Origin of the sequence: Flavobacterium magnesitis (assembly GCF_041729735.1) — a bacterium.
Lineage (GTDB): Bacteria > Bacteroidota > Bacteroidia > Flavobacteriales > Flavobacteriaceae > Flavobacterium > Flavobacterium magnesitis.
Window position 1 is genome coordinate 1 of the sequence record NZ_JBCFQK010000015.1, and the last position, 26,272, is coordinate 26,272.

General features: G+C 34.6%; 18 protein-coding genes. 2 read left to right on the top strand and 16 right to left on the bottom strand.

The window, feature by feature from the left end:
* The 11 genes from AAGV33_RS10940 to AAGV33_RS10990 all read right to left on the bottom strand — a co-directional run.
* Positions 1–282: MmpS family transport accessory protein (locus AAGV33_RS10940; protein WP_373392058.1), on the bottom strand; the 282-nt coding region annotated here is incomplete at its 3' end.
* A 565-nt stretch (positions 283–847) separates the two neighbouring features.
* Entirely contained in the window at positions 848–2,302 is a 1,455-nt protein-coding gene (locus AAGV33_RS10945; RefSeq protein WP_373392059.1) for an FAD-dependent oxidoreductase, read from the bottom strand.
* Positions 2,303–2,392: 90 nt separating this feature from the next.
* Entirely contained in the window at positions 2,393–4,120 is a 1,728-nt protein-coding gene (locus AAGV33_RS10950) for a HAMP domain-containing sensor histidine kinase (protein ID WP_373392060.1), read from the bottom strand.
* 1 nt (position 4,121) lies between these two features.
* Complete coding sequence (locus AAGV33_RS10955) at positions 4,122–5,249, bottom strand: sensor protein KdpD (protein WP_373392061.1); 1,128 nt, start codon at positions 5,247–5,249, stop codon at positions 4,122–4,124.
* 112 nt (positions 5,250–5,361) lie between these two features.
* Positions 5,362–6,444, bottom strand: a complete 1,083-nt coding sequence (locus tag AAGV33_RS10960; protein WP_373392062.1) for a porin — start codon at positions 6,442–6,444, stop codon at positions 5,362–5,364.
* A gap of 155 nt (positions 6,445–6,599) precedes the next feature.
* On the bottom strand, positions 6,600–7,160 hold the full coding sequence (locus tag AAGV33_RS10965) for a K(+)-transporting ATPase subunit C (protein ID WP_373392063.1): 561 nt from the start codon (positions 7,158–7,160) through the stop codon (positions 6,600–6,602).
* 138 nt (positions 7,161–7,298) lie between these two features.
* Complete coding sequence (kdpB, locus tag AAGV33_RS10970) at positions 7,299–9,317, bottom strand: potassium-transporting ATPase subunit KdpB (RefSeq protein ID WP_373392064.1); 2,019 nt, start codon at positions 9,315–9,317, stop codon at positions 7,299–7,301.
* Positions 9,318–9,442: 125 nt separating this feature from the next.
* A complete protein-coding gene (kdpA, locus tag AAGV33_RS10975) occupies positions 9,443–11,143 on the bottom strand; it encodes a potassium-transporting ATPase subunit KdpA (protein WP_373392065.1) in 1,701 nt (566 codons plus the stop codon).
* Positions 11,144–11,145: 2 nt separating this feature from the next.
* Positions 11,146–11,223 (bottom strand): potassium-transporting ATPase subunit F, encoded by a 78-nt coding sequence (locus AAGV33_RS10980; protein WP_073246669.1) that lies wholly within the window; start codon positions 11,221–11,223, stop codon positions 11,146–11,148.
* An 83-nt stretch (positions 11,224–11,306) separates the two neighbouring features.
* Positions 11,307–11,588 carry a DUF7674 family protein gene (locus tag AAGV33_RS10985; protein WP_373392066.1) on the bottom strand — a complete coding sequence of 94 codons (282 nt, stop codon included), beginning with the start codon at positions 11,586–11,588 and terminating at the stop codon, positions 11,307–11,309.
* Between the two features lie 239 nt (positions 11,589–11,827).
* The gene (locus AAGV33_RS10990) at positions 11,828–13,165 is read right to left on the bottom strand and encodes a sigma-54-dependent transcriptional regulator (RefSeq protein ID WP_373392067.1); all 1,338 of its coding nucleotides are present in this window, start codon (positions 13,163–13,165) and stop codon (positions 11,828–11,830) included.
* A gap of 170 nt (positions 13,166–13,335) precedes the next feature.
* Here AAGV33_RS10990 and AAGV33_RS10995 point away from each other — a divergent pair, with 170 nt between their 5' ends.
* A complete protein-coding gene (locus AAGV33_RS10995; protein WP_373392068.1) occupies positions 13,336–14,340 on the top strand; it encodes an LLM class flavin-dependent oxidoreductase in 1,005 nt (334 codons plus the stop codon).
* Positions 14,341–14,346: 6 nt separating this feature from the next.
* Here AAGV33_RS10995 and AAGV33_RS11000 read toward each other — a convergent pair whose 3' ends face one another.
* The 5 genes from AAGV33_RS11000 to AAGV33_RS11020 form a co-directional block, all read right to left on the bottom strand.
* Positions 14,347–15,279, bottom strand: coding sequence for a transglutaminase (locus AAGV33_RS11000; protein WP_373392069.1), 933 nt, complete (start codon positions 15,277–15,279; stop codon positions 14,347–14,349).
* A gap of 20 nt (positions 15,280–15,299) precedes the next feature.
* Complete coding sequence (locus tag AAGV33_RS11005) at positions 15,300–16,151, bottom strand: substrate-binding domain-containing protein (RefSeq protein ID WP_373392070.1); 852 nt, start codon at positions 16,149–16,151, stop codon at positions 15,300–15,302.
* A 71-nt stretch (positions 16,152–16,222) separates the two neighbouring features.
* A complete protein-coding gene (locus tag AAGV33_RS11010) occupies positions 16,223–17,089 on the bottom strand; it encodes a nucleoside phosphorylase (protein ID WP_373392071.1) in 867 nt (288 codons plus the stop codon).
* 100 nt (positions 17,090–17,189) lie between these two features.
* Positions 17,190–17,519, bottom strand: coding sequence for a translation initiation factor (locus AAGV33_RS11015; protein WP_373392072.1), 330 nt, complete (start codon positions 17,517–17,519; stop codon positions 17,190–17,192).
* 101 nt (positions 17,520–17,620) lie between these two features.
* Positions 17,621–18,571: an isopenicillin N synthase family dioxygenase gene (locus AAGV33_RS11020; protein WP_373392073.1), complete on the bottom strand. Its 951-nt coding sequence runs from the start codon at positions 18,569–18,571 to the stop codon at positions 17,621–17,623.
* Positions 18,572–19,283: 712 nt separating this feature from the next.
* Here AAGV33_RS11020 and AAGV33_RS11025 point away from each other — a divergent pair.
* A complete protein-coding gene (locus AAGV33_RS11025) occupies positions 19,284–26,270 on the top strand; it encodes an SDR family NAD(P)-dependent oxidoreductase (RefSeq protein WP_373392074.1) in 6,987 nt (2,328 codons plus the stop codon).
* The last annotated feature ends 2 nt before the right edge of the window (positions 26,271–26,272 follow it).

Genomic DNA, 26,272 nt, shown 5'->3' on the forward strand with positions numbered 1-26,272 from the left:
TACTGTTGCACCTATCACTGCTGAATTAATTATAATTCCAGCAACCCCATTTTGAATAACTATTTCTTTAGACCAAGGTATGGACGTTGGTGCTTCATTAGCTCCTGCACCAGATGCTGATATGTAAGTGACGTCAAATGTACCAGTTGCATTTCCAGTTATTTCATATTTAACTGTTCTACTGTCAGATGGTTTAGTGTGATCATCATCTTTGCTACATGACATTAATACACTTGCTGTAATCAGCATAAATAAACTTGCTTTTAAAATTGATTTTTTCATATTGATATGTATTTATATTGTTGATTTTGAAGGAATGCAATGTTGTATTTTACATTTTTTTAATCTATTACAAAAATAAATGTGGTACAATTAAAACTCGTTAACTTAAGTTAATAAGTATTAAACTTCTTATTTCGAAATAATCTAATTCATGGCTATAGAATAGAAAACATTTTCTATTAATTTTGACAAGCATTTCTGAATTCTTTGGGTGAGATTTCTGTTTGAGTCTTAAAGAAATGTATCAAATGATTTGCTTGGGATTAATCATTAGATAATGAGGGAGAAAACCTTAAAGTTGTCTTTCATAAACTGTGTTTGGAAGTGAAATCAATCACTGCAAACGAAGTGCTGAGCTTAGTAGAGAACAATATTATTAGTTACTGAATTCATAGCTTTTGTCCGCCGTGTTGTAAATTGCTTTCAAAATTGTTTTTAGGTTATAATTCTCAACGTAACGAAAGCATAGCAGATTGATAATGATAACTACTCCTTTGTTAAAATTCAGAGAAACATTCTGAAATTTTAAACAGTTGGAATTTGGAAATTTATAAAATTTGGAATTTCATTCGTTTTTTTTCTTCAAACAACGTCCTCTTGGCTCATCACTTTCATGAAGTACAATTTCGGAATGCAGGAACTGTGCTGCATCGGCTGAATCTTTCACTTTGGTCGCAGAGCGTTCTAACATTTCTGTTTCAAACTCCGTTAATACACTTTTCCTTATTCCAGCTTTTCGCCATTCTGATGCAGGTCGGCATCCTTTGAAGATTTCCCGAGCTAGTGCAAGAGCATCTAGCAAGGCTTGATTAGCTCCTTGTCCCTTAAACGGACTCATGGGGTGAGCTGCATCACCAATTAGAGTTGCTTTTCCTGCTTTCGCTAACAATTCGGAACTCAGCAATTCACGATCATAAACTGGATAACCCGAAATTTGGGCTTCTTGAGTTGCTGCTAAAATTTCAGGTATTGGATTGTGCCACTGTGTTCTACGGAAAGCTTCTTCTTTAAGAGCTTGAGGTCCTTGTGCGCTTAGTTTTTTCGCTTCTTTTTCGGTCATTGGAAAACTAAGTTGCCACATGATCGAATCTGAAGTGTAAGGCATCATGTAAATTCGTTCGTTTCCATTGGCAGTTTGAAATACAGTTGCCGAGTCTAATAAAGGATTTTTAATATCTTCGAGAGCACTTAAAGGACAAATTCCCAATATCACAATACAATCCAGATAGCGTAGAGGAGAAGTATCTTCTCCAATAAGCAATCTTCGTACCGAACTACGAATTCCATCAGCTCCAACAACCAAATCAGCTTTGTAGCTCTTTATTTCGTCTTTTACTTGAAAGTTAAGATGAACATCATCCTGCGATTCTTTAAAATCCACTAATTGATGTCCCCAATGTACCTTATTTTGTCCGCCAAGTTGCTGAAGTAATGCTAAACGCAACGATTGTCGTGCGATATGAATATTGGTTCGTTTCTGAAATGTTTTCGCATCGGATTGGATCCACTTTCTGATGCCCCATTCGCCAATCACTTTTCCATCGGTAGTATGAACCAAATGTCTTGTGGAAATCACGCCTTCTTCTAACGAAAAAACACCCAATCCTTCAATTGCTTTACTCGCTTGCTGTAGAGTGAGTCCGTAACCTTGAGATCGAGCTTCGAAATTGTTGTCGCGTTCAAAAAGAGTGAAGGGAATTCCGCGGTGCAAACAAGCTACAGCAAGTGCAACTCCGCCGATACCACCACCAATAATAGCAACATGTGGAAAATTTTCTTTATCTGCTTTAGGAGGACTGGCAGCAGGAATCAAACCAGATCCGGAACATGTAGTGCAGGTATGTAAGTGTCCTTTTGGACGAACAGGAGCTGTTCCTATACCATTCAATTTTTCGAATTGATCCAATGCTTTCTGATAACGAAGTTTCGCTTTATGGCTGAGTCCTCGACTTTTTTTGCCGCGTCCCTGACATTCCGGACAAAAAGTCCAGCTTACTTCCTTATTTTCTGCTTTTTTCACTTCTTTCTAATTTGACAAATGGTATTCCTAAACAAAACTACTTTTTCCAATTGTAATAAAAAGGATTTTCAGTGCTATTTTATTGATTTTTTAAGTAGTACTTTTTAAAGTAATTCCAAATGTACTCCCCAGACCCAATTCGCTTTCAACGTAGATTGACCCATTTTGGGCATCAATAAATTCTTTGCTTATAGCAAGTCCTAAACCAGTTCCGGATTTACTGCTCCCTGGAATTTGAAAATATTTATCAAAAATTTTATTTTTATAACGAGCATCAATTCCTTTACCAAAATCAGTCACACTAAAAGAAATCTGATCATTTTTTGAAATTATTTTTACAATAATAGTGCTGTTTTCAGGAGAATAAGTGATGGCATTGGTTAAAAAATTAATTAAAACCCAAGATGTTTTTTCTTTATCTGCTTTAACATTTGGTAAATTTTCTGGAGTTTCTGTCACTAATTGGATGTTTTTTTGTTCGGCTTTTACTTTAACAGCATCAATAGCATAATTTACAATATCATTGGGATCGCTTTTTTCAATATTCAACTGAATATTTCCTGTTTCTAGTTGCGCTAAATTGAGTAATTCGGCTGTAATTTTCAATAACCGTTGGCTGTCGTCTTTAATACTTTCAACCAATTGTTTTTGTTCTTCATTTATAGTTCCAGTTGAAGTGTTTTCTAATAATTGCAGACTCAATTTTATAGAAGCAATAGGTGTTTTTAATTCATGTGAAACGGTGGCTATAAAATTAGTTTTAGCAAAATCCAATTCTTTAAAAATGGTAATATTTCTTAAAATAATAACATCTCCCACATTGATTTCTTTTTCTTCGCCCGTTGGAGTAATAGTGATTGAAATGGTTTCTTTATCAAAATAACTTTCTTTTCCGTTAGCAAAAATCTTTAATGGTTGTGTTTTTTTCGAACTATTAGTTTGTTCTTTCAAAATTAAAGACCGTATCAAATCATTCGATAAGGCTAGGGTAGAAGCTGATTTTCCAATAATATCTTCTGTTTTTAAACCTATGATTTTCAATGCTTCATCATTCACAAACAAAACCATAGCTTCATTGTCTAATCCAATAATTGGATCGTGCATATTATTGATTAGTGTTTCCAATCGCTTTTTTTCGAAAAATATTTTGTACAAATTACTGTTGTTGTATTCTTCGAGTTTTTGAGCCATAGTATTAAATGATTTTGCTAAATCGCCAAATTCATTATGATTGGTAAAATGCACCCGTTCAGAATAATTTTTATTCGCAATTTCCTTAATGCTCAACGTCAATTCTTTGATAGGATTGGCAATGTTATTTGGCAAATTTACAAGTAGATTAAAAGCAATTAAAAAACACAAACTTCCCACAATTGCAATCGAAAAATTAGCAGTTTCAGCAGTTTCTTTTGCAATATCACTCTTCACTTTGATGGCATTCATATTAAGTTTCATAATCTCAAAAATATCTTGCCGAATTTGCGATTTCAGATTTTCATTTTTAGGACTAAGTTCTAAGAGCTTAAATTTTTTCTGCAAATTTTCTGTTGCTTTTTTCTCGCCAGATTCTGTGATATTAATGAGTTGTTTTTTGAGATTCGTATCAAAAAGAAGAATAGCTTTGGATTCATTTTTAGTAATTTCGTCCAAAGAAGAAAGCATATTTCTAGAGTATTCCAATGTTATATAATTGGCTTTCAGAATATTTTGAGTGTCTTTTTTTATCGAAAAAATATAAAAAGCACTTACCAATGCAAGGATAATGATCAAGGTAAACAACAATCCGACACCGAGGTTTAATTTGGTTTTAATTTTCATATCAAGACAGAATTACAAGATCAACATTTGATTTCGAAAGATTATTCAATAATTTTCTAAAAATAGTGGTTGACAAAATTACTTTAAATAAATTGAAATGCGGTTTGCCAATACAAACCGTCGTAATGTTTTTTTGCTCCACGATTTTCAGCATCGCTTCGGTAATATTTGAACTTTCAATCTTAATGACTTCGGCACCCAATTGTGTAGCCAATTTGAAATTATAGATCAAATGACGCTGCTTGTCCAATGCAATTTTATTCGGGCTTTCCTTTGGCGTTTCCACGTACAAAACATACCAACTTCCGTTGTAATAACTCGCCAATCGTGCTGCTTTTCGGATTACGATTTTGGCGGTTTTATCGTTGCTACTAATGCAAGCTAGTAATTTTTCATGTTTTAAAGCTAATTTTTTTGGGACTTCATTTTCTACTTTCCGAACCACTTGGCTGGCCACTTCTTTCAATGCTAATTCTCGTAATTGCAGAATTTGTTCGGCTTTAAAAAAGTTAGCCAAAGCCGTTTGGATTTTATCTTCTGTATAAATTTTTCCTTCTTTTAAACGCGAAATCAAATCCTCCGAAGTCAAATCGATATTCACTACTTCATCCGCCAATCTCAGAACATTATCTGGAACGCGCTCTTGAACATCAACGCCAGTTATCCGTTTCACATCCTCATTCAAACTTTCAATATGCTGAATATTTACCGCCGAAATCACGTTGATTCCCGCTTCTAAAATCTCCAAAACATCCTGCCAACGTTTTTCATTTTTGCTTCCTTCAATATTCGTATGGGCCAATTCATCTACAATCACGACTTCGGGACGTAAATTGATGATGGCTTGAACGTCCATTTCCTCCAGATTTTTTCCTTTGTAGAAAATGCTTCTTCTTGGAATGACAGGCAAACCATCAAGCAATTCATGGGTTTCTTTCCGAAAATGGGTTTCGATATAACCAATTTTTACGTCAATTCCGTTCTTCAAAAGCGTGTGAGCTTCCTGCAACATACGGAACGTTTTTCCCACACCAGCACTCATTCCGATGTAGATTTTAAACTTTCCTTTTCGTGATTTCTGAATTAAATCGAGGAAATGCTGGGCGTTATTTTGTTTTTCTTGTTCCATATTTATAGCCACGAAGGCACAAAGTCACGAAGTTTAAAATTCAGTTATAACTTTAAAATTTTAGAATATTTACTTTAAAAACTTTGCGACTTTGTGTCTTTGTGGCAAAATTTTAAAATGAAATTGCTAACGAAGTCGTCAAAAAGGTATTATTATCCGTCGGATTTCCATCTTTCAAAAATACTTCATCTTTACTAGATAAATTTCTAGCCTCAATTCTGAACATCACATTATCAGAAACTAAATAATCAAAATTTGCTGAAAATCCATAGGTTTTAAATCCGTTTTCAGTTCCCGTGGCGATAATCACACCTTGTTTATCTTGGTAATATTCACCTCTAACCCCAATTTGAGTTTTAGCAGTTGGCTTGTGTTGCAAAATCAAAACAGGCGAATACCAAACATCATAATCACTGCTTCCATTCACGGTTTGTTGTGCTCCAATATCAAATCCGGCAGTTAGATTCGTTTTATCCGAAAATTTAAATTGACCATAAAGATTGTTGAAATACCTCCATTTTCTGTCGTTATCAGGTTGTTCGTTTCCAACATACGTACTCCAGTTTAAAGTCGTCTTACCAGTTGGTTTGTACGTAATTTGAGTTCCAAAAGCAGGCGTTTGATTACTGTCAATCTTCTGAATACGTTGCCAACCATTCAAATACATTACCGCCAAATACCATTTCTCGGATGGCGAAGTGTAGCCAATTTTTGCTCCAGCTTCATAATAAGGTGAATTATCGGCCAAAATACTTCGGGTTAAAGTTGGACAATCTTTTCCAATCGCACTTTCAAAACCAATGTGAGATGGCATAATTCCGGCATCAATCCATAAATTATGTTTCGAAGAAATTTTCACACCAACGTTCGCTTCAAAAACATTTTTCAATAAATCTTGTTCGGCTGCCAAGTTATATTCGGCATAGGTTCCCGCCATAATGGCTAAATTTCCACGGACATTATCTTTTGCATAATTCACTTTTGCAAAGCCCAAATTCAGGTTTAATTCGTTGTGTTTGTTATGGCTGTAAATAAATCCAGGACGAACATGATTGTCAGGATTTCCAAAATCATAACTGTAATAGGTTTCAATATAACCTGAAAACGTCAACGGACTTTTTTCTTTTTCCAAATCTTGGGCGTTAACACTTGAAAACCCGAATGCTACAAGAGCAGTAAATATTATTTTTTTCATTTTATTTGTCATTGCGAGGCACGAAGCAATCTCATCCTCTATTTTTTTTTTGAAGCTAATCCAGCACCCGAGGCTAGAAGCCGAACTGGCGAAGCAGTCTGGGCTAGGCATTCCGTTTTTAAAGAACTTTATTCTTAAATTCACAATCTTAATTCTTATTTTAATTTATCTAATTCAATATTCAATTGTAAAACATTAACTTTAGCAGGTCCAAACATTCCAAAAAGAGGGCGTTCTGTATTATTTTGAACAATTTCTAGTATTTTCCCCATTGACAAATTTCTACTGTTTGCAATTCGTTCAATTTGAACTTTGGCACCATTCACAGAAATGTTAGGATCTAGTCCGCTTCCGGAAGCTGTAACCAATTCCGAAGGAACTTCGCTACGTTTTACCGATGGGTTTTTCAACAAAAAGGTATCAATTCTGGTTTTTACTTCTGCCAAATAATCAGGATTGTTCGGGCCTTTATTGCTTCCGCCTGAACCGTCAGCATTATAATCCACCGCTGATGGTCTAGACCAAAAGTACTTATTCTCCGTAAATTTCTGTGCCACATTGATGTGATGATTTTTTCCATTTACGGTTATAATTTCACCTTTTCCTTGATTAGGAGCCAATTGTGCAATTCCGAGAATGCTCAATGTGTAAATTCCGGAGAAAAACACGGCACAAAAAATGGTTAATCGAATCGCTGGTATTATATTTTCTTTCATAATTTTTAGATTTTTGCCACAAAGGCACTAAGACACAAAGTTTTTATTTTTCTTGCCACTGATTTAAAGAATTAAAAAGATTTTTTTTTGCTAATCTGTGGAAATCTTTTAATTTGTGGCAAACTGTATTTCTAATTTTTAAACAAATAATGACACAACCAAATCAATCAATTTTATTCCGATAAACGGAACGATTACACCACCAATTCCGTAAATGAATAGGTTTCTACGCAACAAGGCCGAAGCACCAATCGGTTTATAAGCAACGCCACGTAACGCCAACGGAATCAAGAATGGAATAATAATCGCGTTAAAAATCACTGCCGATAAAATAGCACTTTCTGGACTGTGTAATCCCATAATATTCAATCCTTGCAAAGCGGGAATTGCTGTGATAAAAAGTGCAGGAATAATGGCAAAATATTTCGCAACGTCATTGGCAATTGAGAAAGTTGTCAAAGTTCCTCTTGTCATTAAAAGTTGTTTTCCAATTTCTACAATCTCGATTAACTTGGTTGGGTCATTGTCTAAATCAACCATATTCCCAGCTTCCTTTGCAGCTTGAGTTCCGCTGTTCATGGCTACACCAACATTAGCTTGAGCTAGGGCAGGAGCATCGTTTGTTCCATCTCCCATCATGGCAACCAATCTTCCTTCGGCTTGCTCTTTTTTGATGTAATCCATTTTATCTTCAGGTTTGGCTTCGGCGATAAAATCATCAACACCCGCTTTTTCTGCAATAAATTTTGCTGTAAGCGGATTATCACCCGTAACCATAACCGTCTTGATTCCCATTTTGCGTAGGCGTTCAAAACGTTCTTTCATTCCAGTTTTGATGATGTCCTGCAACTCAATTACACCTTGAACTTGATTGTTTTTGATGACCACCAAAGGCGTTCCACCGTTGGATGAAATGTCAATCACTTTTTGCGCAATATCGTCTGGAAATGAATTTCCTGCTTGAACCGAAATATTTTTAGCTGCATCTTGAGCACCTTTTCTAATGTTGGTTCCGTCTTTCAAGATTACACCAGAAGTTCTGGTTTCGGCAGTAAACTTGATTAAAGTAGCACCTTCGATTGATAATTTGTTAGCCACATCTTGACCAGCCAATTCCACAATACTTTTTCCTTCTGGCGTATCATCTGCCAAAGAACTGAAAACTGCTGATTTTATAAAATCGTCCTTTGAAATGCCTTTTGTAGGATAAAATGCAGTTGCTTTTCGGTTTCCAATAGTGATAGTTCCTGTTTTATCCAAAAGTAACACATCAATATCTCCGGCTGTTTCCACTGCTTTTCCAGATTTTGTAATCACGTTGGCACGTAAAGCTCTGTCCATTCCAGCAATTCCGATGGCTGATAATAATCCGCCAATAGTGGTTGGAATCAAACACACAAAAAGCGAAATAAAAGCTGCAATCGTGATTGGTGCATTCGCATATTTTGCAAATGGAGCCAACGTTACGGTTACGATAATAAAAACTAAAGTAAATCCGGCCAATAAAATCGTCAAGGCGATTTCGTTTGGTGTTTTTTGACGGCTTGCACCTTCCACCAAGGCAATCATTTTATCCAAAAAACTTTCGCCAGATTCAGAAGTTACGATTACTTTTATTTTATCTGATAATACTTTTGTCCCACCTGTTACCGATGATTTATCGCCTCCAGCTTCACGAATTACCGGAGCACTTTCGCCAGTAATGGCACTTTCGTCTATTGTTGCCAAACCTTCGATGATTTCACCATCCGTTGCAATAATATCGCCAGCTTCGCAAACAAAAATGTCGCCTTTTTTTAATTCGGCTGATGAAATAGTTTGACCGTTTTCTAATTTGGCTGGCGTTTCTTCACGTGTTTTTCGCAAACTATCAGCTTGTGCTTTTCCTCTTGCTTCGGCGATGGCTTCGGCAAAATTAGCAAACAGCAAGGTTAAAAATAAGATTAAAAAAACGGTGAAATTATAGGCAAAACTTCCTTGTGAGCCTTCACCCGTTAAAATCCAAAGACAAACAAAAAACATGATGGCTGTTCCAATTTCAACCGTAAATAGTACCGGATTTTTGACCATTATTTTGGGGTTAAGTTTCACGAAAGCCTGTTTGAAAGCTTCGCTAACCAACTCTTTTTGAAATAAATTATTTTGAGATGTACTCATTCTATTTAAAATTTAGATTAATTTTTCTAAACGATTAAGGTATTAGCGTTCATTAAGAATTGGTTAGAAGTTTAATTTTATATTAAAAAACCTTAACTTTCTTAATTCCTTAATGGTTTAATTTTTTATTTAGCAGAAAAATATTCAGCGATTGGACCTAAAGTTAAAGCTGGGAAAAACGATAAAGCGGCTACGATAAAAATGACTGCGAAAACCATCAACCCGAAAGTGGAGGTATCCGTTTTTAAAGTTCCGTTACTTTCAGGAATGTATTGTTTTTGGGCCAACATTCCAGCGATAGCAACGGGTCCGATGATTGGTAAGTATCGTGCAAACAACATTACAATTCCTGTAGCGATATTCCAAAACGGAGTATTATCGCCCAAACCTTCAAATCCACTTCCGTTATTGGCTGAAGAAGATGTGAATTCGTAAAGCATTTCACTAAATCCATGATAACTCGGATTCGCCAACCAACCCGATAAAGCTTCTGGATTTCCAGCATATAAATGACTTGCCAAAGCGGTTCCAACCAAGATTAAAAAAGGATGCAATAAGGCAATTATCATAGCAATTTTCATTTCTTTGGCTTCTATTTTCTTCCCTAAAAATTCAGGAGTTCTTCCAACCATTAATCCACTAATGAAAACTCCGAGAATGATGAAGATGTAGAAATTCAAGAATCCAACGCCAACACCTCCATAAAAACAATTGATCATCATTCCGAGAAGTGTTGTCATTCCAGTAATTGGCGTCATACTGTCGTGCATTGCATTTATAGAACCATTACTGGTTACGGTTGTATAGGTCGCCCAATTCGCAGAAGCTGCCGAACCAAAACGCACTTCTTTTCCTTCCATACTTCCCATATCTTGGGCAATTCCCATATTGGTAATAGCAGGACTTCCGTTCATTTCACTTATTACGGCAGGAATCAACAGCATCAGAAAACCTAAAGTCATGACGCCATAAATTGTCCATGATAACTTTTTGCGTTTCAAGATAAATCCTAGAGCAAAAACCATTGCTATCGGAATCAAGAAGATGGAGCTATTCTCAACAATATTGGTCAAGTAATTCGGATTTTCCATAGGATTTGCGGAATTCGGACCATAAAATCCGCCGCCATTTGTTCCTAATTGCTTAATGGCGACAAAAGCTGCAACTGGACCGCGACTGATATTTTGTTCGTTTCCTTCGAGAGTTGTGATGGTATCTTTTCCTTCAAAAGTCATTGGCGTTCCGTTCATCACCAAAATTGTAGCTACTACAAATGCTAATGGTAACAAAACTCTGGTACAAGAACGAACGAAAAAGCTATAGAAATTGCCTAAAGTTGCTGACGTTTTTTCTTTCATTGCCATAAAAACTGCGGCACAAATTGCCATTCCGCAACCAGCACTGATAAATTGCCAAAGCATCAAGGTTAATTGACCTAAATAGGACAATCCGCTTTCGCCAGAATAGTGTTGCAAATTGGTATTGGTTACAAAACTAACGGAAGTATTGAATGCCAAATCGCCACTCATGGATGGATTTCCATCAGGGTTAAAAGGTAGCCAAGCCATATTGGTCAGTACCAACATTGAAATGATAAACCAAACAACATTGATAGTCAAAAGTGCTGCCAAATGCTGTTTCCAGTTCATTTCCTTGGTTAGATTGATGCCACCAATCTTGAAGAATATTTTGTCGATTGGATTAAAAATTTTGTCCAAGCAAGTGCTTTCATAATTGAATATTTTGCCGATGTAACGACCAAGCGGAATGGCTAAAAGTATAACCAATCCGTAGATAACGATAATTCCGAGTATTTCAGAGTTCATATTTAGAATTTTTCGGGTTTAATTAAAACATAGCAGATGTAAATAAAAACCGCTATGGCGATGATGAAAAGTGGTATCATAAATTAGATTTTTTCAAAGAATTGAATCATTTTAAAAAACAAGGCGAATACAATCAATCCGCTTGCAGTAAGGACAATTGCCATCATACTCCTGAAGTATTTATTTGTTTGAGATATTCCGCCTTGAGAGATTGAGGAAAGAGATCGGAGATACTGCAATGACGCAGTTCCATAAAAGTAGAAACCGAGAAAACATAGACATTAGAAATGGCGTTTTTGGTTTCGTAACTTCCGGTAGCAAATAATTTTTCGGCTAGAGCCAAACATTTTTTTGCTCTTACAATATTTCCTGAAATGATAGCTGATTTTGTAATTTCAGCAAAGCGTTCGGCTTGTTTGTAAATATTGGTAACTTGATTTTTCATAAGAATGAATTTTTATGTTCATTCGCCTAATGCCAAAAGCTGTTCCAATAAAATAAAAATATCGTAAGGTGTTGTATTTGTTATATTTGTAATTGATGTGCCAAAAATTGGGCATAAAAAAGCCTATCAAAATGATAGGCTTTTATTGAAATGAAAAGATTTATATAAATAAACCATTAAGAAATTAAAGTTCATTAAGTCTTAACTAGCTTAATCTCTTAATGGTTTAAAAAAGAGAATTAATTTAATCCAAACTCATCAATTTTCCGGTATAATGTTGCAATCCCAATTTCTAATAATCGTGCCGTTTCGGCTTTGTTGCCTTTCGTATAATTTAATACTTTTTGAATATGCAATTTTTCAATACTTTGCATTGAAAAAGCCGACATCGTTTTATTAGAATTATCTTGAATATGTTGCATTTCGTAAGGCAAAACATCTGAAGTTAAAATTTCATCAGCTAAAATAACCGAACGTTCGATAATGTTTTTTAATTCACGAACATTTCCCGGCCAATGATAGGCTTCTAATTTTTGAAGGAAATCAGGCGAGATTTGTAGTTCTTTCTTATTGGTTTTAGCTGAAAATTGCTTCACAAAATAATTCGTCAGGGGCGAAATATCTTTTATTCGTTCTCGCAATGGCGGAATAATAATTTCGAAAATATTTAACCTAAAATACAAATCAGAACGGAAATTATGGTTCTCGCTTTCGGTTTTTAAATCGCGGTTGGTAGCTGCTATCAATCGAAAATTTGATTTTTTTGGAGTTGTATCGCCAACAGGAATATATTCGTTGGTTTCTAAAACACGAAGTAGCTTGGCTTGCAAATCAATGGGCATTTCACCAATTTCATCTAGAAATAAAGTTCCGCCGTTGGCTTCTTCAATAAATCCTTTTTTGTCTTTTAAAGCTCCAGTAAAAGCCCCTTGCTTGTGTCCGAATAATTCGCTTTCCAGAATTTCTTTGCTAAACGTACTACAATTTAAAGCCACGAAAGATTTGCCAACTCGATTGCTGTTTTCGTGAATCGCTTGTGCAAAAACTTCTTTTCCGGTTCCGGTTTCGCCTGTCAATAAAACGGTAGAATCGGTTTTGGCTACTTTTTTGGACAAATCAATTATTTGCTCTAAAGCTTTTGATTTTCCGATTATGGTATCAAATGAATATTTATCAGAGATGCGTTTTTCTAATTTTTGAACTTTCTTTTGAAGTTCCGATTTTTCTAAAGCTTTATACAAAAGCGGAATGATCTTATCATTGTCGTCGCCTTTTACGATATAATCGAAAGCACCGTTTTTCATGGCTTGAACACCATCGGCAATTTTCCCGAAAGCAGTCAATAGAATCACTTCGACTAATGGAAAATTGATTTTAATCTTTTCAAGAAATTCAACGCCATTTCCGTCTGGTAATTTTACATCACATAAAACAACATCAATATCATTTTGTTCTAATTTTTTGAAGCCTAATTTTAAATCTTTGGCTTCGAAGACTTCAAAACCTTCTGATTTTATAATTCTTCCCAACAGATTTCGAAGTTTTTCTTCGTCGTCAATGATTAATATGTTTTTCAAAACTGAAAGTTTATTTTTAACAAATTTAGCTAATATTCTAATGTATCAAAAAAGATCCTTGTTTTTATCACTTTCGAGATTTATTCTATTTAACTTTCTATTAGTATTTGATACTATCAAAAGCATTTTACAATTCTTACCTTTGTATATACAAATAAGAAGAGATCATTATGACTACAAATACACTTTCTAATATAAAATTTTCTGTTCTCGATTTAGCAATAGTTAGAGATGGTGGAAATGCTGCTGATACTTTTAAAAACAGTTTAGACTTGGCTCAAAAGGTTGAAAAATGGGGTTACAACCGATTTTGGTTAGCAGAACATCATAACATGCAAGGGATTGCTAGTACTGCAACTGTGGTATTAATTGGTCATATTGCTGCTGGAACATCAACATTAAGAGTGGGTTCAGGAGGAATTATGCTTCCCAATCACGCGCCTTTGATTGTTGCGGAACAGTTTGGAACCTTAGCAACTCTTTTCCCTGACCGAATTGATTTGGGATTAGGTCGAGCACCAGGAACTGATCAATTTACGGCTGCAGCTTTAAAAAGAGACGAACATGCAGCTATGGAATTCCCTAGTAATGTAGAAGAATTACAACGTTATTTGTCAGAAGGAAATAAGAATGGAAGAGTACGAGCCATTCCTGGAGAAGGCTTGGATATTCCAATTTGGATTTTAGGTTCTAGTACTGATAGTGCTTATTTAGCCGCTTCTTTAGGTTTGCCTTATGCTTTTGCAAGTCATTTTGCACCAGCTCAATTGCATAATGCATTAGCTATTTACAGGAGAAATTTTAAACCATCAGCACAATTGGCAGCACCTTATGTAATTGCTTGTGTGAACGTAATTGCTACTGATACAGATTATGAAGCCGAGCGATTAGCGACTTCGTTTAAAAAATTATTTTTGGGAATTATCACTGGAAATAGACAACAATTAAAAGCACCCGAAGAACCTAACGAAGATTTTATGGATCCAATGGAAGAAGCTGCATTGCAACAAATGATTCAATATACTTTTATTGGTAGTCCTGAAAAAGTTAAAAAAGAATTAGAAAATTTTATCGAAATTACTCAGGTTGATGAACTGATGGTCGCTTCTGCAGTTTATGAACACGTGGCTAGATTGCATTCGTATGAAATTTTAGGACAATTAAATAAAGAATAATTTTTACTAATTTAAAGTCAAAGCTCCTAGAATTTCTTCAGACATAAATGGTCCTCCAGGATATTTGGCTGTGTAATCCAGATTCAACCAAATTTGGTTACGCTCATCAATGTGATAGTGAAGCTGTTGGCCATGACTTTCTTTTACAAACAGCTTGTTTTTTATCAAAAAATTGGCGGTTTCTAAATCGTTCATAGTTCCAATTAGAATCTCTGGGTAAATATGTCCTTTGGTGTGAATTAATCTTGGAGTTCCTCCAATAGCGCGAACACAAGCAGCCATCAAAATCGAATGATCATCACAATCTCCGGATAAAAATTCTAAGGATTCGCTAGCGGTAGCAATATAATCTCCATCTTTAGGATCGCTTACATAATTCCAGCGGCTATTAATTTCTTTAAAAACAGCAAAACATTGGATAATCGTACGATAATCTGAATATCCTTTGATGTTTTTAAAATTCTTATTGACAGCCATAACAGCAAAATTTCGAACCTTAGGATTTTTGTATTCAATTGCACGAAGAATTTTTGATTTATTTGGAAAAGGCAGTAGTTTAGAAATAATGATATCCTGAGGATTTGGATTGTTTGACATGGTATAAATCATAGAATCATAATCTTCATAAACACTTTCGAAGCCATAATTTCCCAATACAGTTCCATAAACTAAAACCAAAATATAAATGACAATACAAATAATAATGACGGTTCTAAGTAAACGTAAAATTAATTGTGTTGCAACAACAATAAGAATAAACAATAAAATACGATCTAAATTAAACTCCCAATTTAATTCGATTAAATTTTCATGGGCAATTAGAAAAGAAGGTATGCTAATCAAAATGTTCAAGACAAAAATAATCACATCATCCCAAGGCTTCTTGACCTGAAGTTTTTGTTTTATGTTTTGAAAAGTAAGATTTTTAAAGTTTATCATGCGAAGCAAAAAAGGAAAAACTAAACTGTTTTAACTATTTCATCAAAAGTACCGATTTTATCAATAATTTTCAGTTCTAATAGCTGATTTTGAATATTGTTTAACATTTCTTTAGATAATTGCTCTTGCGACCATTCGGTAATAGAAAGCCATTCTTGAATATCTTCTATTTTTTGATGGTATTTTTTGGCTAGAACAGCGTCAATTTCAGAAATTAATTTAAAGGAAGCTGTTGCTTTATTAATTGTATCTAGAATTTTCTGAATTGCTTCTGGTTCTTTTTCTAAAACTTCATCACGCACTGCAATCACAAAACACGGCCAGGGAGTAGGGCAGTCGGCTATTTTTCTAAAAATACCTTTGTCAACCAGTGGTTTAGTCATAAATCGCTCCCACATAAAATAATCGGCAGTTCCGTTGCTTAAAGCTTCCACAGCACCATCAATAGTATTTACAATTTCAAATTGAAGATTATCAGTTTCCCAATTTTGATTGTTAGCATTTACATAAGCCATTAATTGCGATCCAGAACCCAAACGAGAAATAGCAACCTTAGTATTTTCAATATCTGCCAAGGTTTTATAATTGGATTTTGCAGCAACATGGATTCCCCAAATCAAAGGCGATTCAACATAAACCTGAACAATTTTTGATGGATTTCCTGTTACAATGTCTTTTACAATTCCTTCCGAAAGAATTACGGCAATATCAGTTTCACCATCGCGAAGCATCTGACACATTTTCCCAGTTCCTTCAGGAACGTCTGTCCATTGTAAATCGATATTTTGAGTTTCGAATTCTTTATTTTCAATACTTAAATGCCAAGGCAAATTGAAATGTTCTGGTACTCCAGCTATTTTGATTTTTTTCATTTTCATTTATTTTTTTAGGAACACAGGTTTAAGAAATCTATTAAATTTCTTAAACCTGTGTTCCAATTTTTTTATTGACTCAACTTTTGCAAAGTATAACCAATTAATTTGTCTATTGTTTTGTATGAATCATTACTAAAAGTTCCATCAGCACGATTGGCAATAATTGCATTTAACGAAATGGCTTTATGTCCTAAAAGAGCTGAAAGTCCATAAATGGCAGCAGTTTCCATTTCGAGATTGGTTATCTGAATTCCGTTAAAATTGAACTGATCCATTTTTTTATTCAAATTAGGATCTTGAATATTCAATCGTAAAACCCGTCCTTGTGGGCCGTAAAATCCGCCAGCCGTTGCTGTAAAACCTTTTTGAATTTCAACAGAATAGAAGCGGCGTGCTAAAGTTTCACTCGAAGAAATCACATAAGGTTTTCCTTTTTTCAAATCCCAACTAGTTTGCTCGATAAAAGCATTTTCAATTTCAGTATTCGAAATTTCATCAATACAATAGGAGCGAAGCATGTTGTCCAGACCAATTGCATATTGACTCATAACAATGCTGTCAACAGGAATATTGGCTTGCAGTGAACCCGAAGTTCCTATTCGAATAATATTGAGCGATGTGAGTTTTTCTTTTACTTTTCGAGTTGCAAAATCAATATTGACCAAAGCATCCAATTCGTTCAAAACAATATCAATATTATCAGGACCAATTCCAGTAGAAATTACGGTGATTCTTTTGCCTTTGTAACTTCCTGTTTGTGTTTTGAATTCTCTTTTTTGGGTCGTAAATTCAATTGAATCAAAATAGGCTGTCACTTTTTCAACCCGATCTTGATCACCAACAAAAATGATATCTTCGGCAATATGTTCGGGTTTGAGATTCAGATGATATATGCTTCCATCTGGATTCAGAATCAATTCTGATGCTTGTATCATTTTCTTTTTAAATTACTAATATTTATAAAAATTCCAATTTAAAAAATTCCAAATTCCAAAAATGAATCATTGGTATTTGGAACTTCAAATTTGGGATTTATTAGCCTCCCACACGTTTGGTTTTAAATCCTTTTTCTTGTAAAATTTTCATGATTTTATCACGATAATCTCCTTGAATGATAATTGCTCCATCTTTAAAACTGCCACCAACGCTTAATTTGGTTTTAATTTCTTTGGCAAGAATCTTAAAATCTTCATCATCACCTTCGTAACCTTCAATTATAGTAGTTGGCTTTCCTTTTCTTTTTTCGAATTTACAAATCATAGGCTCTTTCTGAATCCATAATTCTTTCTCTTCTTTTACTATTTCTTCTTCGGGAGTGGGAATATGCTCTGGAAAAAGGTTTTTTAATTGGTCTTGTAAATCCATAATTATTTTTACGCTAAAAATAAAAATCAAATTTTTAAAAATCCAAATTCCAAAAGTAACTCATTGGAATTTGGAATTTTAATTTTGAAATTTATCTGTTACTATTTTTTAATCAATCCTAAATCCACTAATCGTTCGTATAGAAAATCTCCTGCGGTAATATCTTCAAATTGTTTTGGGTTTTCATTGTCAACACAATTTTCCAAACAATTCAGAGGCATATCGCTTACTGGATGCATAAAAAATGGTACAGAATAACGCGAAGTTCCCCATAATTCTCTCGGTGGATTCACCACTTGATGAATGGTCGATTTTAATCTATTATTAGTATGTCTTGACAACATATCACCCACATTAATTACCAATTCATCAGGTGCTGCAATGGCGTCAATCCATTCTCCATTGTGGTTTTGAACCTGAAGTCCTTTACCTTGAGCGCCCATCAAAAGCGTAATTAAATTAATATCGCCATGAGCCGCTGCACGAATTGCATTTTCTGGTTCAGATGTAATAGGCGGATAATGAATTGGTCTTAAAATCGAATTTCCTTCTTTGGCATAATCATCAAAATAAAATTCGTCAAGACCTAAACGCAAAGCCAAAGCTCTTAAAACATAAATTCCTGTTTTTTCCAGCATTTGGTATGCTTCTTTTCCTATTGCATTGAAACGAGGTAATTCAGCGACGGAAATGTTTTGAGGATATTCTGCGGCATATTTCGAATCAGCGGAAACGTATTGTCCAAAATGCCAAAACTCCTTTAAATCTCCTTCTTTTCTGCCTTTAGCGTGTTCTTTTCCAAAAGAAACATAGCCTCTTTGCCCTCCCAATTCAGGATTTTCATATTTTCTTTTGGTTTCCAAGGGCAAACTGAAAAACTGTTTGATTTCACTATACAGTTCTTCAACCAATTGCTGGTCTAAAAAATGTCCTTTTAGGGCTACGAAACCAATATCTTCAAAAGCACTTCCAATTTCGTTAACAAATTTTTCTTTGCGTATGGGGTCATTGGAGAGGAAGTCACGTAAATCAACACTAGGGATATTTTGCATTAAATAAATATTTATTTGATTGATGTTGAAACTGATTTTATTTTCGGTATACAAATGTATTTAATAATTATTTTAATTAGAATTTAAAAAACTAAAATAGTTGGAAGAAATAGGCATAAAAAAATGCTTAATGAAAATAAAGCCGATCTCTTTTCTTCTAAAATTGCTACTTAAAAACTCATAAAACTCAATTGTAAAATATTCAAAAAACAGGGATGTTTTTTTTATTATATTTAATTTAATAGGCTCTTAATATTAAATTAAATATAACTGATGATATTTGAATAATTAATATGATTTAACGGATTTTATTATTTATTTTTATTTTTTTTATTGAGTTATTTCTTAGTTTTTTATATTTTAAATAACAAGTTTTTTTACTATTAAATTTACTACTTGTTATTTTTATTTTGCTACCCCCGCAATTCATAAAAAATAGGAATCATACTATTATACTCATTATGTCTGTATATCAGATGATTGAGTTGTATTTTAGAATTTAAATTATCTCTTTCTAAAAGTATTATTCTGTAAATGAAATTTCTTTTTTTATAAAAAAAATATTCTTTAATAACGTAAGGAAAAAATATTCATTATTAATTTAAAATGATAGTATCTTTTTTAATACTTGACGCAAACTATTATTTCTTCCCCATAAGAAATACAAATTTGTATATAATTCCCCATAATAATCTTAAATACCACCTACAACATGAAAGATTTAACCATTATTGGATTAACCCCTTTTGAAAATCCAGATGTAAAAATTCTGCCTCAGTTATATCAGGCAGGAGCATTTCCTGTCCTAAGCTTAGGATATGAATTGTCAGCTGCTCAAGAGGCGATTAACCAATTAGATCAAACAGATATTCCGTCTTATGGTCTTTATTTTCCTGAACCAGAACATTTATCGCTTCAATTCTCAAAAAAAGTAGAGTTCATTATTCTACAGTTTAGCAGTTCTTGTAATGCAATTGCTGATATACCTATTATTTATCAAGTAACGAGCCTAGAAGAAGCAAAAGCAGCACAGATTTTAGGCGCTAAAGGCATTATAGTAAAAGGAAATGAAGCAGGAGGTTTAATAGGTTATGAGTCTACTTTTGTACTTTTTCAGCGCATCATTAATGAAGTTCAAGATATCCCTATATGGGTACAAGGCGGTATTGGTATACATACAGCCGCCGCTTTTAAAGCATTAGGGGCAACGGGAGTAGTATTAGATAGCCAGCTGGCATTGTTTCCAGAAAGTTCAATTCCTAAAGAGATTAAGGATCTTTTTTCGAAATTAAACGGTACAGAAACTAAAATAATAGCCAATCATCGCGTATTGGTAAGACCTAATTCTCCTTCGCTATCAGAAAATGTAAGCAAGGAAGAGCTTAAAAAATATTTTATAAACTTAGATCCTAGTGAAAGTTATATTCCTATGGGACAGGATGTTTCTTTGGCAGTAGATTTAGTAGAGAATTTTAAAAATCTTAAAAGGCTGGTTTTTGGATTTAAAGAAGCCATGCGTGGGCATTTAAAACAGGCAAAAACATTTAAAGTAATCAATCCAGACAATCAATTAGCAAAAGATTTAAAGACAAAATATCCTATTGCACAAGGTCCAATGACTCGTGTAAGTGATGTTCCCTTATTTGCTAATGCAGTAGCAGAAGCTGGCGCTTTACCCTTTGTTGCTTTATCATTACTTAAAGGCAAACAAGCGAAAGCATTAGTAATGGATACTAAAAAATTAGTTGGAGAAAAAACATGGGGTATTGGTGTTTTAGGATTTGCACCAGCAGAATTAAGAGAAGAACAAAACGCCTATATTTTAGAAGCAAAACCTCCAGTAGTTTTAATTGCAGGAGGAAGACCTGCTCAGGCAAAAGTTTTTGAAAAAGAAGGAATAAAAACATTTTTACATGTTCCTTCTCCTGCATTATTAGATCTTTTTTTAAAGGAAGGAGCTACTAATTTTGTTTTTGAAGGTCGTGAATGTGGCGGTCATGTTGGACCACTTTCAAGTACGGTTCTTTGGGAAAAACAAATGGAGCGAATTTTAAAAGAAGAATCACCAGAAAAAATTAGTGTATTTTTTGCTGGGGGGGTTCACAATGATTTTTCAGCAGCATTTGTGGCTATTATGGCAGCTCCGCTAGCAGCCAGAGGAGTAAAAGTAGGAGTATTGATGGGAACTGCTTATTTGTATACGCAGGAAGCCGTTTCTTGTGGAGCTATTCAGGAAGAATTCCAAATTCAGGCACTTCAGGCAAAAGACACCGTCTTACTAGAGACAGCTCCAGGTCATGAAACTCGGTGTCTAGATACTAAATTCGCCCAATTTTTTCGCGATGAAAAAGCAAAATTGATTGAAGCAGGAACTGATAAAAAAGAAGTTTGGGAAAAACTTGAAAAATTGAATGTTGGACGATTAAGAATCGCCGCAAAAGGTTTAGAAAGACAAGGGAATAATTTAGTTACTATTCCTAAAGGCGAGCAACTAGATCTAGGAATGTATATGATTGGACAGGTAGCAACAATGCATAATCGCATCATTTCTATGGATGAACTTCATCAAAATGTTTGCGTTAATAATTATCAGTATATTAAAGAAGCTGTTATTCCCGATTTGCCAATATCAAAAGAAAAACCATTAGATATCGCTATTGTTGGAATGGAATGTATTTTTCCTGAAGCAAAAAACTTAGAAGAATATTGGAAAAATATTATTATTGGAAAAGATAGCGTAACAGAAGTACCAGACGAAAGATGGAATAAAGAAATTTATTATCATCCTGATTCTAATGAATCTGATGTTTCTCATTCAAAATGGGGAGGATTTATTCCAAAAATTGATTTTGACCCATTAGAATTCGGAATACCTCCACAATCTCTTGCCGCAATTGAACCTACACAATTATTAACCTTACTGGTTGCCAAACGTGCAATGGAAAATGCAGGTTATGGTGAAAAACATATAAATCGGGAAAATATTTCTGTAATTATAGGAGCTGAAGGAGGTAATGATTTAGCTAATAGCTATAGTTTTAGAGGTTTTTACAAACAGGTTTTTGGTGAACTTCATGAAGAGGTTAAAGAAGCTTTTCCGCATACAACAGAAGATTCTTTCCCTGGGATTTTAGCAAATGTTATTGCAGGAAGAATTACCAACCGTTTAGACTTAGGCGGAAGAAACTACACTGTAGATGCGGCTTGTGCTTCATCTCTAGCAGCACTTGAACTGGCTTGTCAGGAACTGGTTTTGGGCAAATCAGATATGGTTTTGGCTGGTGGAGCCGATTTACATAACGGCATTAATGATTACCTGATGTTTTCTAGCACGCATGCACTTTCCAGAAAAGGAAGATGTGCAACATTTGATAACGAAGCAGACGGAATTGCTCTAGGAGAAGGTGTTGCTATTTTAATATTAAAAAGATATGAAGATGCTGTAAAAGACGGAGACCGAATTTATTCAGTTATTAAAGGAATTGGAGGATCCAGTGATGGAAAAGCTTTAGGACTTACTGCTCCAAGAAAAATTGGGCAGGTTCGAGCTTTGGAACGTGCTTATGCTCAGGCAGGAATAAGTGCGGCGTCTGTTGGATTAGTTGAAGCTCACGGAACTGGAACTGTTGTAGGAGATAAAACTGAATTAAACGCATTGACTAATTTATTTAGTCGTTCAGGAGCGGTTCCTGGTCAGACATATCTAGGATCTGTAAAAACTCAAATCGGACATACTAAGTGTGCGGCAGGATTGGCAGGGTTAATTAAAGCTTCTTTAGCGGTTTACCATGGTGTGAAACCACCAACTCTTCATCTTAAACAACCTAATGCTTACTATGATAAACAAACAAGTCCTTTTACTTTTAATGATGAAAGCGGATTATGGGCAGAGAAAAACCGTTTTGCGGGAATTAGTGCTTTTGGTTTTGGTGGGACTAATTTTCATACAGTAATTGCTAATCATCCAAAAGAAGATGATTTTACAGTATTACATTCTTGGCCTTCAGAATTATTTGTATTTCGAGGAAATTCCTATGAAGAAGCTAAAATTCAATTAAATCAAGTTAAATCTTTATTAGAAATAAACGATAACATTTCATTAAAAGATATTGCTTATAGTTTAGCTTCTAATTCTGACAAACAAGTTCAGGTAAGTATTGTGGCAGGCGCCGTTGAACATTTGATGCTTAACATCGAATTAGCACTTGCAGGCATTGAAAGTAAAAATATATTTATAACAAATAAAAAAGAAGGTAAACTCGCTTTTTTATTCTCAGGACAAGGCAGTCAAAGAATAAATATGGCACGTGATTTATTTGTAGTTTTCCCTGAAATGCGAAAACTGATAGACTCTTACCCTGAATTAGAGAAAGTTGTTTTCCCTTCAAAAACTTTTGATGAAGCTACTCATCTTCAACAAAAAGAAACAATTAAAGACACTCGTTTAGCACAACCGCTTTTAGGTATAGTAGATTTGGCGTTAGCAAAATTCCTTCAATCATTAGGTATTGTTCCGGATATGTTGGCGGGTCATAGCTATGGAGAATTACCAGCATTGTGTTTTTCGGGAGTATTTGAAGAGGAGCAATTAGTAAATTTGAGTATTAAACGTGCTCAATCTATTTTAGATTCTGTTGAAGGTGGCGACCCGGGTGCTATGGTTGCAGTAAGTGCTACAAAACAAAATTTACTTCCTATTTTAACAATGGTGGAAGGCTGTTATCCTGTAAATTATAATGCTCCAACTCAATGTGTGGTTGCAGGAAGTACAGAAGCCATCAATAAATTAATAGAAGTTTTAAAAGAGGAAAGAATTTCAGCTAAAAAACTGGAAGTTGCCTGTGCATTCCACAGTCCGTTATTGGCAAAATCTAAAGGTTTGTATCAAACAGTTTTAAAGGATGTTTCATTTAATGAAATGCAAATTCCGGTTTGGTCGAATACGACAGCAAAAATTTATCCTACAAGCGTTTCAGAAATAAAAGAAAGACTAACCGATCATTTAGTACAGTCTGTAAGATTCGTTGAACAAATTCAGGCTATGTATAATGATGGAGCAAGAATATTTATCGAAGTAGGACCTGGAAAAGTATTAACTGGACTAACAAAATCTTGTCTTGAAAAAAATCAATTGGCATTGTTTGTCGAAGGTAGTAATAACAAATTAGAACACCTTCTTTCAACACTTGCTCAATATTTAGGCACAGGACGAAGTTTTAACATTGCTAAACTTTTTGAGGGGCGAAATGCTAAATTAATCCAAATCGACCAACCCGAATTGTATAAAAAAAGTCCTGCTATATGGAGAGTGAACGGACAGGCAGCTCATCCAACCACAGGTTCACTTCCTGCTAATGGTGCATTACCAATAATAAATCCAATTCAAATGAACCACTTTACTAATACTCCAACTCCTGTAACAGAAAACCAGACAAATACAGAACGTTTGTTGCAAGAATACTTAAACAGCATGAAAATGATGATTCAGGCGCAACGTGATGTGATGCTTACCTTTCTGGGACAGAACCCTCAGGTAAATCAGGCTCCAGTAGTTTATGATTCACCTATTCAAATTCAAAATATTCAAGCTCCGATTATTTCTGTTCCAAATAATGACGTTGTTGACAAATCGGTTGTCATTCTAACAAAACAAGCTCCGATAAAGGATATTAAAGCATTATTGTTACAAGTTGTAAGCGATAAAACAGGATATCCTCATGATATGCTTGGCATGGAAATGGATTTAGAAGCTGATTTAAGTATTGATTCCATTAAAAGAGTTGAAATCATTGGAACGTTGAAAGCGGAATTAGGGTCGTTTTCGTCCAATGATACTAATGAAGACAACATTATGGAGCAATTAGCAGGAATCAAAACATTAAATGGTTTAGTTTCTTGGTTAACAGAATATTCAGGAGCATCAAATACTTCAGAACAAACCGAAATTGCAGAAATAACTGTTTCAAGTACTCAAAATCAAGTTGCATTTTCTCTTGAAGAACTTCAGACTGCTATTTTAAATATCGTAAGTGACAAAACGGGTTATCCAAAAGAAATGTTGGGTTTAGATCTTGATTTAGAAGCTGATTTAAGTATTGATTCCATCAAACGTATGGAAATTATTGGTGAACTTAAAACGAAAATCGGTTTCGGTGGAGATATGGAACAGGTAGATGATTTAATGGAAAAATTAGCCGCTATCAAAACATTGAACGGATTAGCTTTATGGATTAACGAAATGAATGGAAACAGCACTTTTGAGCCAGAGCAAAAACCTTTGTCTCGTCTTCGTTTTGATTTGACTCCGACTAATGTTACTTTAAATGAAAATACCAAAACGCTTCAAGGAAAACGTTTTGCCATCACTCAGGATAATAGCTCACAAACACAAGCCATTAAAAATGAGCTTCAAAAGCATGGAGCTATTGCAGAGTTAGTAAATACCGATAAAGATTTGACGGATTTTGACGGATTGATTATTCTTGATTTATTCTCATCTTCTGTAAAGCACAATATCATCGATCATGTTGGTATGATTAAAAAAATGGATCTGGATAAAGTGAAATGGATTTATCTCATTTCAGATACTCTGGCTCATGTTCAAGAATTAACCGACACGACACTTTTACGTCATCATAAAGGACATCCAGGACTTTTTAAAAGTTTAGCCCGTGAGTTTGAACAGACCAATTGCAGATTGATTAGTTTAAGTTCTCCTCAACAAATCAACCAGATTGCGGAAATTGCTTTAAAAGAAATTTTATCAACCGATAATCCTTCTGAGGTTATTTATAAAAATGACCAAAGACATAAAGTTGACATCATTCCATCGCCGTTGTCAACAGGTTTAAGCGAAGCACAAATTCAATTAGATAAAGATTCTGTTGTTTTGGTTCTTGGAGGCGCACAAGGAATTACTTCTGAATTGGTAAAACACATGTCACAGGCTTATCCTTGTACGTATGTTTTAGTGGGAAGATCCGCAGACCCAAGAAATTTGGCAGTAAACAAAGATTTAGAAGTCTTGAAAAGGAAGGAAGAAATAAGAAGCTATCTTATCAAATCCGGAAAATTCACTTCTCCTTCTGAAATCGAAAAAGAAACAATCAAAATTTTCAAAAACAATCAAATCCTACGCACAATCCTTGATATGGAACAATTAGGAAATACCATTGTTTACCAATCATTAGATCTTTGTGACGAAGATGGCTTGTCTAAATTAATCAACAGTATTTACGAAAAACACAACCGTTTGGACGGTGTGATTCATGGAGCAGGTCTTTTGGAGGATAAATTATTCAAGCAAAAAACAACAAGTTCTTTCGGGCGTGTGTTTGATACTAAAGTAAAGCCGCTTCGTGTATTGGCAGAACAGCTTCGTGCAGATTGTCAATTTGTTGTGTTATTCTCAAGCATCGCTTCGGTGTATGGAAATAAAGGGCAAACAGATTACGCTGCTGCAAATAGTGTTTTGGATGATTATGCAAATGCTTTAAATAAAAAATTAAAAGGAAAAGTAATTTCCATTAATTGGGGACCTTGGAAAGGTGCAGGAATGGTTTCACCAACACTGGAAACAGAATATGAGCGTAGAGGTATTTCTTTAATTCCATTGGAACAAGGAAAGGAAATTTTTCTTAACGAAATAAAATATGGAACTGAAAGTCAGATATTAATCATGTCTGGAAGTAACTGGTAATC

What these genes read in the sequence shown, in the direction of transcription:
- AAGV33_RS10950 (WP_373392060.1), bottom strand. Translation starts at nt 4,120, where the DNA reads ATGAAAATTAAAACCAAATTAAACCTCGGTGTCGGATTGTTGTTTACC.
- AAGV33_RS10955 (WP_373392061.1), bottom strand. Translation starts at nt 5,249, where the DNA reads ATGGAACAAGAAAAACAAAATAACGCCCAGCATTTCCTCGATTTAATT.
- AAGV33_RS10960 (WP_373392062.1), bottom strand. Translation starts at nt 6,444, where the DNA reads ATGAAAAAAATAATATTTACTGCTCTTGTAGCATTCGGGTTTTCAAGT.
- AAGV33_RS10965 (WP_373392063.1), bottom strand. Translation starts at nt 7,160, where the DNA reads ATGAAAGAAAATATAATACCAGCGATTCGATTAACCATTTTTTGTGCC.
- kdpB (WP_373392064.1), bottom strand. Translation starts at nt 9,317, where the DNA reads ATGAGTACATCTCAAAATAATTTATTTCAAAAAGAGTTGGTTAGCGAA.
- kdpA (WP_373392065.1), bottom strand. Translation starts at nt 11,143, where the DNA reads ATGAACTCTGAAATACTCGGAATTATCGTTATCTACGGATTGGTTATA.
- AAGV33_RS10980 (WP_073246669.1), bottom strand. Translation starts at nt 11,223, where the DNA reads ATGATACCACTTTTCATCATCGCCATAGCGGTTTTTATTTACATCTGC.
- AAGV33_RS10985 (WP_373392066.1), bottom strand. Translation starts at nt 11,588, where the DNA reads ATGAAAAATCAAGTTACCAATATTTACAAACAAGCCGAACGCTTTGCT.
- AAGV33_RS10995 (WP_373392068.1), top strand. Translation starts at nt 13,336, where the DNA reads ATGACTACAAATACACTTTCTAATATAAAATTTTCTGTTCTCGATTTA.
- AAGV33_RS11000 (WP_373392069.1), bottom strand. Translation starts at nt 15,279, where the DNA reads ATGATAAACTTTAAAAATCTTACTTTTCAAAACATAAAACAAAAACTT.
- AAGV33_RS11005 (WP_373392070.1), bottom strand. Translation starts at nt 16,151, where the DNA reads ATGAAAAAAATCAAAATAGCTGGAGTACCAGAACATTTCAATTTGCCT.
- AAGV33_RS11010 (WP_373392071.1), bottom strand. Translation starts at nt 17,089, where the DNA reads ATGATACAAGCATCAGAATTGATTCTGAATCCAGATGGAAGCATATAT.
- AAGV33_RS11015 (WP_373392072.1), bottom strand. Translation starts at nt 17,519, where the DNA reads ATGGATTTACAAGACCAATTAAAAAACCTTTTTCCAGAGCATATTCCC.
- AAGV33_RS11020 (WP_373392073.1), bottom strand. Translation starts at nt 18,571, where the DNA reads ATGCAAAATATCCCTAGTGTTGATTTACGTGACTTCCTCTCCAATGAC.
- AAGV33_RS11025 (WP_373392074.1), top strand. Translation starts at nt 19,284, where the DNA reads ATGAAAGATTTAACCATTATTGGATTAACCCCTTTTGAAAATCCAGAT.